Annotated in this window: 13 protein-coding genes and 1 riboswitch; of the genes, 12 read left to right on the top strand and 1 reads right to left on the bottom strand. The window is 45.9% G+C overall.

The window, feature by feature from the left end:
- The first annotated feature begins 543 nt into the window (after window positions 1-543).
- The 3 genes from uvrB to luxU all read left to right on the top strand — a co-directional run bounded on the left by uvrB (window position 544) and on the right by luxU (window position 4590).
- Window positions 544-2574, top strand: coding sequence for an excinuclease ABC subunit UvrB (gene uvrB / locus RH85_RS11495; RefSeq protein WP_006712408.1), 2031 nt, complete (start codon window positions 544-546; stop codon window positions 2572-2574).
- 268 nt (window positions 2575-2842) lie between these two features.
- Window positions 2843-4231: a quorum-sensing sigma-54 dependent transcriptional regulator LuxO gene (luxO, locus tag RH85_RS11490; protein ID WP_039948977.1), complete on the top strand. Its 1389-nt coding sequence runs from the start codon at window positions 2843-2845 to the stop codon at window positions 4229-4231.
- Between the two features lie 20 nt (window positions 4232-4251).
- Entirely contained in the window at window positions 4252-4590 is a 339-nt protein-coding gene (gene luxU, locus RH85_RS11485; RefSeq protein ID WP_039948976.1) for a quorum-sensing phosphorelay protein LuxU, read from the top strand.
- Here the strand turns inward: luxU and RH85_RS11480 are convergent.
- Entirely contained in the window at window positions 4576-5463 is an 888-nt protein-coding gene (locus RH85_RS11480) for a YvcK family protein (protein WP_006712405.1), read from the bottom strand. The two genes, luxU and RH85_RS11480, sit on opposite strands and share 15 nt — an antisense overlap.
- A 192-nt stretch (window positions 5464-5655) precedes the next feature.
- Window positions 5656-5793: riboswitch (molybdenum cofactor riboswitch) on the top strand.
- On the opposite strand from RH85_RS11480, the gene moaA reads away from it, so the two are divergent.
- From moaA to udp, 9 genes are all read left to right on the top strand, one after another.
- The gene (gene moaA, locus RH85_RS11475; RefSeq protein WP_006712404.1) at window positions 5782-6771 is read left to right on the top strand and encodes a GTP 3',8-cyclase MoaA; all 990 of its coding nucleotides are present in this window, start codon (window positions 5782-5784) and stop codon (window positions 6769-6771) included. Its footprint overlaps the riboswitch before it by 12 nt.
- Window positions 6772-6864: 93 nt before the next feature.
- A complete protein-coding gene (moaB, locus tag RH85_RS11470) occupies window positions 6865-7377 on the top strand; it encodes a molybdenum cofactor biosynthesis protein B (RefSeq protein ID WP_006712403.1) in 513 nt (170 codons plus the stop codon).
- 25 nt (window positions 7378-7402) lie between these two features.
- Window positions 7403-7882 (top strand): cyclic pyranopterin monophosphate synthase MoaC, encoded by a 480-nt coding sequence (gene moaC, locus RH85_RS11465; RefSeq protein WP_006712402.1) that lies wholly within the window; start codon window positions 7403-7405, stop codon window positions 7880-7882.
- Window positions 7879-8124: a molybdopterin synthase sulfur carrier subunit gene (gene moaD, locus RH85_RS11460; RefSeq protein ID WP_006712401.1), complete on the top strand. Its 246-nt coding sequence runs from the start codon at window positions 7879-7881 to the stop codon at window positions 8122-8124. Before moaC ends, moaD begins: the two co-directional genes overlap by 4 nt.
- A 1-nt stretch (window position 8125) precedes the next feature.
- The gene (gene moaE, locus RH85_RS11455) at window positions 8126-8581 is read left to right on the top strand and encodes a molybdopterin synthase catalytic subunit MoaE (protein WP_006712400.1); all 456 of its coding nucleotides are present in this window, start codon (window positions 8126-8128) and stop codon (window positions 8579-8581) included.
- 206 nt (window positions 8582-8787) lie between these two features.
- On the top strand, window positions 8788-9204 hold the full coding sequence (locus tag RH85_RS11450) for a CBS domain-containing protein (RefSeq protein WP_006712399.1): 417 nt from the start codon (window positions 8788-8790) through the stop codon (window positions 9202-9204).
- A gap of 66 nt (window positions 9205-9270) precedes the next feature.
- Window positions 9271-10731 carry an MATE family efflux transporter gene (locus RH85_RS11445; protein ID WP_006712398.1) on the top strand — a complete coding sequence of 487 codons (1461 nt, stop codon included), beginning with the start codon at window positions 9271-9273 and terminating at the stop codon, window positions 10729-10731.
- Between the two features lie 63 nt (window positions 10732-10794).
- Window positions 10795-13101 (top strand): zinc/cadmium/mercury/lead-transporting ATPase, encoded by a 2307-nt coding sequence (locus tag RH85_RS11440; protein ID WP_006712397.1) that lies wholly within the window; start codon window positions 10795-10797, stop codon window positions 13099-13101.
- A 265-nt stretch (window positions 13102-13366) separates the two neighbouring features.
- Window positions 13367-14125, top strand: coding sequence for a uridine phosphorylase (gene udp / locus RH85_RS11435; RefSeq protein WP_006712396.1), 759 nt, complete (start codon window positions 13367-13369; stop codon window positions 14123-14125).
- The last annotated feature ends 25 nt before the right edge of the window (window positions 14126-14150 follow it).

Below are 14150 nucleotides of genomic sequence, written 5' to 3'. Positions count from 1 at the left end.
AATTGCTGTAAAGCGACGCGAATATTATCGAGAGGTTATGCAAGAGTCAACTATGAGAGGTCGATAAAATTCATTTTTTTCGATAAAAAATAGCTTTACTTTTGCCTAAGGCACGCCAGATATAGCCTCTGTTTACTTATCCACTAAATTTGTGGATAACCATGTTGATTAAAATTGAGTAATTATATTTATCCACAGAAAGGAAAGATTTGCGCGTGATGGAATGAAAAAGGATCTTTTGCTAATCCCGCATGCTGCAAGGTTTTTCTTCAATAAAAGATCGAAAACAGATTTATTCGGAAAAAAATGATCAACTGCGAGATGGTGCACATTTTGCTTGTTTTGTGAGTAAGCTGTGTATAGAAAAAGTGAGTTTTTAGCGGGGGATTGCTGTAGGGCGGAGAATAATATCAGGATCATCAGGCCGGATCTAGACTTAATCGAACAAAACAAATAAATCAGAGATTAATTTCTTTTTTTATACTTGAGTCTGTATATATATACAGACAAAATAGAGAGTCAGACACAAACCTTGAGGACGTTATGAGCAAACTGTATGAGCTCGTCTCAGACTATCAGCCATCAGGTGATCAACCTACGGCAATCGAAAAGTTACTAGAAGGGATAGATTCAGGCTTAGCCCATCAAACACTACTTGGGGTGACGGGGTCTGGTAAAACTTTTACTTTAGCGAATGTAATCGCCTCTACACAGCGTCCTGCGATTTTACTCGCGCCGAATAAAACGCTAGCGGCGCAGTTGTATGGGGAAATGAAAGCGTTCTTTCCTAACAATGCGGTTGAGTACTTTGTTTCCTATTATGACTATTACCAACCGGAAGCGTATGTGCCAACCACGGATACCTTTATAGAAAAAGACTCGTCAATCAACGCACATATTGAGCAAATGCGATTATCAGCAACCAAAGCCTTACTTGAACGCAAAGATGCCATCATCGTCGCTTCAGTTTCTGCTATTTATGGTTTGGGTGATCCGCAAGCCTATTTGCAAATGATGCTGCATGTTCGTCGCGGTGATGTACTTGATCAGCGTGACATGCTACGTCGCCTTGCTGAGTTGCAATATAGCCGTAATGACGTTGCCTTTGAGCGTGGCCAATTTCGTGTTCGCGGTGAAGTGATTGATATTTTCCCCGCAGAATCAGAGCAAGATGCGGTAAGAATTGAAATGTTTGATGATGAGATCGACTGTATTAGTGTCTTCGATCCATTGACCGGAGCAATCAAGCAGCGCGATTTGCCTCGTTATACCATTTATCCCAAAACCCACTATGTGACCCCCCGTGAACGTATCTTAGAAGCGGTTGAACATATCAAGGTTGAATTAGAGCAGCGCAAAAAGCATTTGCTAGACAACAATAAATTATTGGAAGAACAGCGTATTAGCCAACGCACCCAATTTGATATTGAAATGATGAATGAGCTTGGTTTCTGTTCAGGGATTGAAAACTATTCACGCTATTTGAGTGGCCGTAAAGAGGGTGAGCCGCCTCCGACATTGTTCGATTACTTACCACAAGATGGTTTGTTGGTGATTGATGAATCGCACGTAACGGTACCGCAAATTGGCGCCATGTTTAAAGGTGACCGTTCGCGTAAAGAGACCTTGGTTGAGTATGGTTTCCGCTTACCTTCCGCCTTAGACAACAGACCACTAAAATTTGAAGAATTTGAAGCGTTGGCACCGCAAACTATTTTTGTTTCTGCGACTCCGGGGCACTATGAATTAGAGAAGTCAGGCGATGACATTGCCGATCAAGTGGTGCGTCCGACCGGTCTGTTAGATCCTGTGTTAGAAGTTCGTCCCGTGGCGACGCAAGTCGATGACTTGTTATCTGAAATCCGTATCCGCGCAGCGAAAGACGAACGTGTGTTAGTGACGACTCTGACTAAGCGTATGGCCGAAGACTTGACTGAATATCTAACGGAGCATGACGTTAAGGTGCGTTATTTACACTCTGATATTGATACGGTTGAGCGAGTTGAAATCATTCGAGATTTACGCTTGGGCGAGTTTGATGTGTTAGTGGGTATTAACTTACTGCGCGAAGGTTTAGATATGCCTGAAGTGTCGCTGGTGGCGATATTGGATGCCGATAAAGAAGGTTTCCTTCGTTCGGAGCGTTCGCTGATTCAGACCATTGGTCGTGCCGCGCGTAATATCGAAGGTAAGGCGATTTTATATGCGGACCGAATTACCGGTTCGATGCAGCGCGCGATGGATGAAACCGATCGTCGTCGCGAAAAACAGCATGCCTATAACGTTGAAAATGGCATCACGCCGCAATCACTGAAACGTAATATCAAAGATATTATGGAACTGGGTGACATTGCGCGAGGTCGTAAGAAAACTCCGGGTAAACAAGTACCATTGTCGAAAGTGGCTGAACCATCACAAAGCTACCAAGTGATGACGCCGCAACAGCTGGAAAAAGAAATCAGCAAGCTTGAAGCGCAAATGTATCAGCATGCGCAGAATCTAGAGTTTGAGTTGGCAGCAGCCAAGCGGGATGAGATTGAAACGCTACGCGCTCAATTTATCGCTAATAGCTGATTGTCATCACTGAACGACAGGCAAAAAAATAGCCAATAGGAAGGGTCTATTGGCTGTTATTTGTGAATACTAAGTTCACTAACAACGTCAGTTGGCTAGGTGACCCATGAGGGTCATTTATATATAAGCAGTAACTATGCCAATTATTTGGGCTAGAAAACGGGCAAAAAACAACCTTAATCTGGTTAACTTGGTCATTCTATTTGCAAATTGCAAAGCGCAATGCAATTATTTAGATAATATGCAAATGGATTTACTCGGTTAGGCTATGCCACAAAATACCCATATACAAAAAAGTAAATATCTACTCATGGTTGAGGATACCGCTTCAGTTGCGGCGCTGTATCGCTCTTATCTCACGCCATTGGGTATCGACATCAATATCGTTGGTACTGGACGGGACGCGATTGAAAGCCTTGAGTTTCGTACTCCAGATCTGATTTTACTCGACTTACGTTTGCCCGATATGACAGGGATGGATGTACTGCAAGCCGTAAAACTGCAAAATCCGGATGTTCCAGTCATCTTCATGACCGCTCATGGCTCAATTGATACCGCAGTTGAAGCGATGCGTTTGGGTGCACAAGACTTTTTGATTAAGCCTTGTGAGGCTGACCGTCTGCGCGTCACAGTCAATAATGCCATTCGTAAAGCAAGTAAATTAAGAACCGAAGCCGGCACTAATCAGGGTTATCAAGGGTTTATCGGTAGTAGTCACACCATGCAAGCGGTGTATCGTACGATTGACTCCGCCGCAACCAGTAAAGCGAGTATTTTTATTACTGGGGAAAGTGGCACAGGTAAAGAAGTGTGTGCCGAAGCACTGCACGCCACCAGTAATCGTGGTGATAAACCTTTTATCGCGATTAACTGCGCTGCCATACCGAAAGATTTGATTGAGAGTGAACTGTTTGGCCACGTAAAAGGCGCGTTTACGGGGGCTGCGACTGATCGTGAAGGCGCTGCGGAACTGGCTGATGGTGGTACTCTATTTTTGGATGAACTGTGCGAAATGGATCTGGATTTGCAGACCAAATTACTGCGTTTTATTCAAACCGGCACTTTCCAGAAAGTGGGGTCATCGAAGATGAAAAGCGTCGATGTACGCTTTGTTTGTGCAACCAACCGAGATCCATGGAAAGAAGTGCAAGAAGGGCGCTTTCGCGAAGATTTATATTATCGTCTCTATGTTATTCCTCTGCATTTACCCCCTTTGCGTGAACGCGGTGAAGATGTCATTGAAATTGCATACTCTCTGTTGGGCTTTATGTCTAAGGAAGAAGGTAAAGACTTTGTCCGGCTTTCTCCCGAAGTGGTCGATCGGTTTGTTCGTTATGAATGGCCCGGTAACGTCAGACAACTGCAAAACGTGTTGAGAAACGTCGTGGTATTGAACAATGGCCGAGAAATACGCTTGGACATGCTACCGCCGCCATTGAATCAACCCTATGACGGTGCGCCTCGCAGCGTTGCGGAAGAGAAAGATACCTTATCAGTACATGATATTTTCCCGCTGTGGTTGACGGAAAAAAATGCGATTAAGCTGGCGATCAAAGCCTGTGAAGGAAACATTCCCAAAGCGGCAGGATATTTAGATGTTAGCCCATCGACCTTATACCGAAAGCTACAAGGGTGGAACGATAAGGACACTAAGTAACTGTTGTCATGGAAGTGGTTATGGAAGTATTAAATCAAGCAAAAGTCGACCGTTTAGCTAATGAGATAGGCCAAGAGAATGTGCCTATTTTATTGGAGATATTTTTAGGTGAGCTGGCACAGTACATCGCAACGCTCTCGGCGGAGCATGACAATCATGGTGCTTACTTGAAAGACATCAGTCATGCCTTAAAAAGCAGCGCCGCGAGCTTTGGTGCGGAAGCTCTGTGTGCGTTAGCAATCGAGTTCGATGCGGCAGCGAAAGCGGGTGATTCGCTCAATAGCCCGGTAGTGAGGCAGACGATGCTAGCGCTGCTGGTTGAAACGCAGCAGCGCTATAAGAAGCTACTCGGCCAATAGCTGTACAATGGCTTGTTGCAGCTTCTGACGATCGTGTCGCCAATCTCGATTTGGCGATGCGAGGTCACTAACGACATAGTTCCAATCGGCTAATTCAGGGTGGCTTTCTTCCCCTAAAATAACATCAATTTTTCGCCCTTGGCAGGCACGTTCACACCATTCTAATTTCTCACGTAATGTCATGCGTCCGGCTGGCCCGTACTCTGGCGATAAGTTTTCAACAAACACTAATTGAGCATTTTTGTTTTGCGCAATCGCGCGGCCAACTTCGGTTAACAACAATGGTGGCATGATACTGGTTAAAAAGCTTCCCGGACCAAGAATGATCAAATCCGCTTGCTCAATAGCCTGTACTCCTTCTTTGGTCGCAGGCACTTCAGGATCAAGGTCCAAACGCTGAAGATCGGCTTCCATTTCGTCGACGCTCGTTTCACCGGTCACCCATTTGCCTTCTTTTGATAACGCTTTGAGATCGGAAGGGTGCTCGGACATGGGTACGATATTAACGTCGACCTTAAGCATGTTGCGGATCAGGTTTATCGCATCAAGTGGGCGTACTGATAAGTTGTCGAGTGCGGTTAGCATCAGGTTGCCCAAATTATGCCCATCCAACTCCCCCGCACCTTTAAAGCGGTATTCAAAAATCATTGAACTGATTGAGGGTTCGGTGATTAACTGGTTGATGCAATTACGCGTATCGCCCCAAGCGATGCCGCCTTGGCAATGTCGAATTCGACCGGTAGAGCCACCGTTGTCTGTGGTGGTGATAATACCTGTAGCATTAGAACCAAAGTCCGTCAGAGCAGCAAGCATTCGCCCCAAGCCGTGGCCGCCACCGATGGCGACAATTTTACGTTTTGAATATAGTGTCATTCGTTTTTTTCTTATTTTGTCATAACCAACTACAATTTAAATTAATCCATTTATTGTCGGTACTCAATAGTTGGTAATTTGCACTTAAAGCACGATTATTTCGTTTAGAGGGTGGAATCACGTACAATTATTAAGTATTTTATAAGACAGCTGCCGTTAATGTGGATTTGCCTCGCAATTATACCATACTGACGGTTGCCATAACTCCGAGCTCTGCACGCTAAGTTCAATACAGAATAGGCTTGTTGAGCCAGTGACGAAAGGTCACAAGGGCATAATTGGAAATGATTATGCCTCCCGTGTTTGGAAAGGTGTTCCGTGGCGCAACAATTAGAAGATAAATTTCATCGCAAGTTTTATTACTTGCGTCTCTCGGTTACAGACGTCTGTAACTTCAAATGTACGTACTGCTTACCTGATGGTTATAAACCTTCGGGGCAGAAAAACTCGTCTTTTTTATCACTCCCAGAAATCAAACGTGTGGTTCGCGCGTTTGCAGATTGTGGTACCAGTAAGGTTCGCATTACTGGGGGGGAGCCTAGCCTTCGTAAAGACTTCACTCAGATTATTGAAACGGTCGCTAACACCGACGGTATCCGTAAGGTCGCAACAACGACCAATGGTTATCGGATGGAAAAAAGCGTCCTTGAGTGGCAGCAAGCGGGTTTAACCCATATCAACGTCAGTGTTGATAGCCTCGATCCACGCTTATTTCACCAAATTACTGGTGAGAATAAGTTTAATCAGGTTATGGGTGGCATTGAGCGCGCGCTTGAGATTGGCTACAAGCAAATCAAAGTCAATGTGGTGTTGATGAAAGATCTCAACTCACACCAATTGCCTTTGTTTCTTGATTGGATTAAAGATCGTCCCATTCAACTGCGTTTCATCGAATTGATGCAAACCGGCGAAATGGATGAGTTGTTTAAGCAGCGTCACGTATCCGGTGTCCAAATTCGTAACCAATTGATTGCGAATGGCTGGTTGCTCAAAATTCGCGAAAAAAATGATGGTCCTGCACAGGTATTTGTTCACCCTGACTACAAAGGTGAGATTGGCCTGATCATGCCCTATGAGAAAGGGTTCTGTGAGAGCTGCAACCGTCTTCGCGTTTCAGCACTAGGAAAATTGCACCTTTGTTTGTTTGGTGATCACGGCGTAGAGCTGCGTGATTTACTGGCACAAGACGCGCAAGAGCCTGAGCTAATAGAGCGGATTCAACAACAGCTGCAAACCAAATCGGTTAGCCACTTCTTACAAGATGGCAATACCGGGATGACGCCTAATTTGGCCTCTATTGGCGGCTAACGTCGTTAGAACATCGCAGCAAAAACAACATTCAAATAATACGCAGTCGGCGTTTACCGGCTGACATATAAATCACAACAGGTAGGTGATCAAATGGGTCATGCAGAAAGCAAATTCCAAGCAGCAAACATTGCAGTACTAACGGTGTCTGACACGCGTACAGAAGAAAACGATACATCAGGCGGTTACCTAGCTGATCACGCGAAAGAAGCGGGTCACAATGTTGTTGATAAACAAATTGTGATTGATGATATGTACAAAATCCGTGCGATCGTATCGCAGTGGATTGCCGATGAAAATGTGCAAGCAATCATGATCACCGGTGGTACCGGTTTTACTTCACGTGACAGCACCCCAGAAGCATTGAAACCACTGTTTGATAAAGAAGTAGAAGGTTTCGGTGAGCTGTTCCGTCAAGTCTCTTACGAAGAGATCGGTACATCGACGATTCAATCTCGTGCGATTGCCGGTTTTGCTAACCACACGGTTATTTTTGCGATGCCGGGCTCTACTGGTGCATGCCGTACCGGTTGGACGAAAATCATTAAGCAACAGCTTGATGCGAGCCACCGTCCATGTAACTTTATGCCACACCTATCGGTTTAATCCCGATTCATAACGCGGAGCAATCATGACTCAGTTTACCCATATCAATGCTTCAGGCGAAGCTAACATGGTGGATGTATCAGCTAAAGTTGAGACGGTACGTGAAGCACGTGCAGAAGCTTTCGTCCACATGGCACCAGAAACCTTACAGCTTATTTTGTCAGGCGATCATCACAAAGGTGATGTATTCGCGACGGCTCGTATTGCGGGTATTCAAGCCGCGAAGAAGACTTGGGACTTAATCCCGCTTTGTCATCCACTACTGCTTTCTAAAGTAGAAGTGCAGCTTGAGTCAAACCAAGCAGAAAATTACGTGCGTATTGAATCAGTGTGTAAGCTTGCAGGTAAAACCGGTGTTGAAATGGAAGCGCTAACGGCAGCTTCTGTCGCAGCACTGACGATTTATGATATGTGTAAAGCGGTACAAAAAGACATGGTGATTAGCCAAGTGCGTCTGCTAGAGAAAACGGGCGGTAAGTCTGGTCACTTTAAGGTGGACGCATGATTAAAGTTCTCTTTTTTGCTCAAACGCGTGAACTTGTTGGCGTTGATGAGCTGCAATTGGATGAGGCATTTACCAGTGTTGAAGCGCTGCGTGCCCATCTTGCGTCTCAAGAAGGAAAATGGGATCTTGCTTTAGACCCTGGTCGCCTTTTAGCGGCAGTGAATCAGTCGATTGTGCCACTGACACATGCGATTACGGATGGCGATGAAGTTGCTTTTTTCCCACCGGTTACCGGAGGTTAAAATGGACGCACGTGTAGCGGTACAAGTTGAAGATTTCAATGTTGGTGATGAATACCAAGCATTAGCGCAAGGCAGTGCATCAGGCGCAGTCGTGACTTTTGTTGGTAAAGTACGTGACATGAATCTAGGCGACAATGTTGTGGGTTTATCCCTTGAGCATTATCCGGGAATGACAGAAAAAGCGTTGTCGGAAATCTGTGATGAAGCAGAAAAACGTTGGCCGTTAGAAGCGATTCGCGTTATCCATCGCGTGGGTGATATGGATACTGGCGATCAAATCGTTTTTGTTGGTGTGGCAAGCGCGCACCGCGGTGCTGCATTTGATGCATGTGAATTCGTGATGGACTATCTAAAAACCAAAGCTCCGTTTTGGAAAAAAGAACGCACGACTGAAGCGACTCGTTGGGTTGATTCCCGTGATTCTGACGCGAAAGCGGCAGAGCGTTGGGAGCAGTAATCCCCATTATTGTTACACGAGCATAAACGGTGATGTAAGACGGCCATAGGTGATCCTTATGGCCGTTTTTTTGTTTGATTGGTAATGCCTATCGCAAAAATCGACGCTTTCCATTTAGTAAAATCAAGAAATTAGGCGACACTTACTGTAACGAACATTTTTCAATGCACAACAACTACAGTCAGTTGCACGAAAAGGAGATAAAGATGGAATCGTTAAAAGTAAGAGATTATATGACCCTACAAGCGGTGACGTTTACTCCCGAAATGTCACTGAGTGCAGCATTGGATAAAGTCATGGATTCTGACTACCTTGGTGGCCCTGTCATTAACGAACAAAAACAAGTGATTGGTTTTCTTTCGGGACAAGATCTACTCGATAAGCTGATTAAAGTGAGCTATTTCTGCCAAGATACCCACATTGTCAGTGATTGCATGTCGTCAGAGGTACTGTCGGTGTCGCCAGATATGTCGATTATTGAATTGGCCGATATGATGCAGATTGGTAAGCCAAAAGTTTACCCGGTACTGGATAATGGTAAGCTGGTGGGCATCATTACTCGCAAACATGTTTTACGTGCGATTGCGAAAAATATCGACGCATGCTTTAAGCATCCGGTATAAAGGGTTATCAGTTAAGATTAGATTAGAGGCGCTGCGGCGCCTTTTATTGTTTTTCAAGGGAAGGGTATGAGCGAACAAAGTGCCAAATTTACTCAGGGCTCCACGATGCGCCATATATTGGTGATGTCAGGAGCGGGCTCGATTGGTTTGATGGCGCTGTTTGTGGTGGATTTGCTCGACATGCTGTTTATTAGTATGTTGGGTCAAGTCGAATTGGCGGCGGCCGTGGGCTTTGCTGGCACTCTGACTTTTTTCTCAACCTCTATCTCGATCGGCACTTCGATTGCCATGGGCGCTTTGGTCTCTAAGGCGATTGGCGCTAAGCAATTCACCCACGCCAGAGCATTGAGCAGCAGCATCATGTTGACCGCTTTTTTGATCAGCTGTGTGGTCAGTGCGGTGATGTTTGCTTTCATTCCTGAGTTATTGGCGGCTCTCGGGGCAAAAGGGTTTGTGGCCGAGCGTGCGCAAGCTTATTTACAGATTCTACTTCCCAGTGGGCCGATTCTAGCACTTGGTATGGCGGCAGGGGCAGGGCTTAGAGCCGCTGGTGATGCTAAGCGTTCCATGTGGGCAACCTTATCTGGCGGCATTGTGAATGCTATTCTCGATCCGATCTTCATTTTTGTTTTTCTGTGGAATGTTGAAGGCGCGGCTTTTGCTTCGGTGATCGCTCGTTGTACCGTTTTAGCTTTCTCGCTTTATCCTCTGATTAAAAAACATGACTTGGTCGCCAAGCCTTCGTTTTCAATTTGGCGTTGTAATACCAAAGCGATTCTTGCCATTGCTGTTCCGGCGATCATCACTAATATTGCGACCCCGATTGGTAATGCCATCGTCACTTCCACCATTGCGCCTTATGGCGAAGACTTCGTTGCCGGTTTAGCGGTGATTGGTCGACTGACGCCAGTTTGTTTTGCAGTGATTTTTGCGCTGTCAGGTGCGGTCGGGCCGATAATCGGCCAGAATTTCGGTGCCGAGCGATTTGATCGGGTCAAAGAGACGTTGAACAACTCTTTGTTGGTCACTACCGTTTATACCTTGCTCGTTTGTGTGATTCTCTATTTCACTCAGCAATATGTAATTCAAGGCTTTAGCCTGACAGGAGATGCTGCGTTGATCGTTGCTACGTTTTGTACCTACGTTGCGCTGAGTTTCATCTTTAACGGTATGCAATTTGTCGCCAATACCTCATTCAATAATCTCGGCAAACCGCTCTATTCCACCGCTTTGAATTTAGGCAAAGCGACTTTAGGCACCTTGCCATTTGTCTATTTTGGCTCGCATTGGTTTGGCGCATTAGGCGTACTTTATGGTCAAGCGTTGGGGTCAGTGGTGTTTGGTTTGATCGCCTTGTGGGTATTGCAAAAACATATTCGTGACTTGATGCAAGGTGAAGTGGTGGAGTTGGCTGCGCAAGATCCATCGATAACCAGTGTCAATACCACCCCATTTTGTAGTCATGATGCGGTTTTGATTGATGAAGTGGCCGCAAACAAAGATTTTTTGCAAAAATCGCTTAAATAGGTTGACCTTGGAGTCTACTCCAAGGTTTATGCTTAGGGTGTACAGATGATAGGAGAATCAATTATGTGCACCAAACATGAAGGATGTCGTTCGCCAAAGCTTGCAACGAATCCAACTCAGGCAAGCTCTTGCTCAAGTCCAAAAATCAATACGATTAAAATGGCTAGCGTCGCGACCAGTGATGTTGATTGCTGTAGCAGTTCTGCATGTGCAAGCGGCAGTGATCCGACCGATGAGGAAAGCGATTCCGGCTCCTTAAGCCAAGCCCAATTTACGCATAGTTGGAAAATCCAAGGCATGGATTGTCCCTCTTGTGCGCGCAAAGTCGAAACTGCCGTCAATAAGCTCAGCGGTATTCTTGAAGCCAAAGTGCTGTTCGCCACAGAAAAACTGGTGATCAAGTCGAACGACGCGGCTATTGCTCCTTTAGTGGAACAGGCCATTACCGACACCGGCTTTACCTTTACTGCCCCTAATCAAAAATCATCGCCAGACAAATCCACAGGTTGGCTTGCGGTGCTTAAACAAAATGGACAAATCATTGCCATTGCTTCAGCAATGGTCTTTGCTGCGCTTATCAAACCCGCATTTCCTCAAATCAGCGAATGGCTATTTATTCTTACTTGCTTAGCTGGCTTATACCCAATCAGTAAAAAAGCTATCAAATTGGCTCGGTCAGGTACGCCTTTTGCCATTGAAACCTTAATGAGTGTTGCTGCTCTCGGCGCGCTGTATTTAGGCGAAAGTGTTGAAGCGGCGATGGTATTACTGCTGTTTTTAATTGGTGAGCGATTGGAAGCCTTTGCCGCCTCTCGCGCCCGCAGCGGTGTGCAAGCTTTGATGGAATTGGTTCCCGAAACCGCGACAAAAATTTCCGATGGTCAGCGAGTTGAAGTGTCAGCCAGCGAGTTAAATCCTGGTGACATCATAGAAGTGGCTCCCGGCTCTCGCTTACCTGCGGATGGTAAACTGCTTAATGCCGCTGCAAGCTTTGATGAAAGCGCATTAACTGGAGAGTCGATTCCGGTAGAGCGCTTACCACAAGATCCTGTCATGGCGGGTGCAGTGGTGGTAGACAAAGTCGTGCGCTTAAGCATTACGTCAAAACAAGGTGAGAATGCGATTGATCGTATTTTGCATTTGATTGAAGAGGCTGAATCACGTAAAGCACCGCTGGAAAGATTCCTTGATCGCTTTAGTCGCTGGTACACGCCATTGATGATGCTGGTGTCACTATTGGTCATCATTACTCCACCACTGTTGTTTGCTCAACCCTGGGAAACATGGGTTTATCGTGGTCTTGCATTGTTGTTAATCGCTTGTCCTTGTGCGCTAGTGATTTCAACCCCAGCGGCAATTACGTCTGGTTTAGCTGCTGCGGCGCGTCGTGGTGCCTTGATCAAAGGGGGCGCAGCGTTAGAGCAACTTGGTCATGTTGAATCCATCGCCTTTGATAAAACCGGTACCTTGACCAAAGGCAAGCCTGAAGTGACGGATGTGTTCAGTCACAATGGCTATAGTGATGCTGAGTTAATTGAACATATTGCGGCGATTGAAGTCGGCTCAAGCCATCCTCTGGCAACATCGTTGGTTAAGCATGCCGAGCTGCAAGGTATCCACTTGCCAGAAGCGAGCGATAAACAAGCTCTAATTGGTAGCGGTGTCCGTGGCGTGATTGCGGGTGTGACTTATCAAGCGATCGCACCAAGTAAATTGGATATTACCTTAGCAACCGATCTCGATCTGCATGTCACAGAGCTTGAGAGTCAGGGCAAAACGGTGATTGTTGCGTTACGAGACCAGCAAGTAATGGGATTAATTGCTTGGCAAGATACGTTACGAGAAGACGCAAAGAACGCCGTTAAGGCACTCAAAGAGTTGGGTATCAGTTCAATTATGCTTACCGGCGATAATCCACGCAGCGCGGCTTCTATTGCCGGACAGATTGATATTGATTATCAAGCGAGCTTGTTGCCTCAAGACAAGGTGCATTATGTCGAATCACTTTCTGCACAGCGTAATGTCGCGATGGTAGGGGATGGGATTAACGATGCGCCGGCGATGAAAGCCGCCAGTATTGGTATTGCAATGGGCGGCGGTACGGATGTCGCTCTGGAAACGGCGGATGCCGCCATCACGCATAACCGCTTAACCGAATTGCCTGCGATGATAGAATTATCACGTGCAACACTGAATAATATTCGCCAGAACGTCTTCCTCGCTCTGGGTCTAAAAAGTGTCTTTTTAGTGACGAGCTTACTCGGGATCACCGGTTTGTGGGTCGCGGTACTGGCCGATAGTGGTGCGACGGCATTAGTCACACTGAACGCACTGCGTTTATTAAAGTTTAAAAGTAAACAAGATCGCTAACTCTTTACGATTATTCAGCTACGTTTAACAAGTGATGATAGCCATGCCGTATATCCGGCTGGCTATCATTTTTATGCAATAAGTTGATTTTAATGTCGAGATTATTGTGATGCCAAACGTTTTTGTGTGTAAGTTGGCTGCTTGTTACTTTTCTTGATGTGATTCTCATCACTCTTTGTTGTTTAGTTGTTGGTTAGAGTGGTTCGGTACCCAAATAAATAAACACAGCGAAACGTATTTGGTTCGCTGTTATAAGGAGTTCCCTATGTCACAAGCTGTATTCCATCTAGGTGTTACTGAAGCTGATCTTGCTGGCGCTACGTTAGCGATCATTCCTGGCGATCCTGCTCGAGTGCAAAAAATTGCCGAAGAGATGGAAAATCCGGTATTTCTAGCCAGTCATCGTGAATATACTCTGTACCGCGCGGAACTCGATGGTAAGCCAGTGGTTGTTTGTTCAACCGGTATTGGCGGCCCTTCAACTTCTATTGCAGTTGAAGAATTAGCGCAACTTGGTGTGCGTACCTTCTTGCGCGTTGGTACAACTGGCGCTATTCAACCACATGTCAATGTTGGCGATATGATTGTCACTACCGGTTCTGTGCGTTTAGATGGCGCGAGCTTACACTTTGCTCCAATGGAATTCCCTGCGGTTGCCGATTTTGCGGTGGCGACAGCAATGAAAGCGGCTGTGGAAGAGTCAGGTGCCACAGTTCATATGGGCGTTACCGCTTCAAGTGATACGTTCTACCCAGGCCAAGAGCGTTACGACACCTTTACTGGTCGTGTTGTACACCATTTCCAAGGCTCAATGAAAGAGTGGCAAGAAATGGGCGTACTGAACTTTGAGATGGAATCAGCGACGCTACTTACCATGTGTGCCAGCTCTGGTTTGAAGGCGGGTTGTGTTGCGGGTGTCATTATCAACCGTACGCAGAAAGAGATCCCAGATCACGCTACGTTAAAAGAGACGGAAGCGCGTTCGATCAAGGTCGTGGTTGAGGCTGCACGTAAGATGCTATAAGCACAAACGCTCACTACTTGTTATT

This window comes from Vibrio ichthyoenteri ATCC 700023, assembly GCF_000222605.1.
Classification (GTDB): Bacteria; Pseudomonadota; Gammaproteobacteria; order Enterobacterales; family Vibrionaceae; genus Vibrio; species Vibrio ichthyoenteri.
Note: the sequence above shows the minus strand (reverse complement) of the source record. Positions and strands in the feature narration are given on the sequence as shown.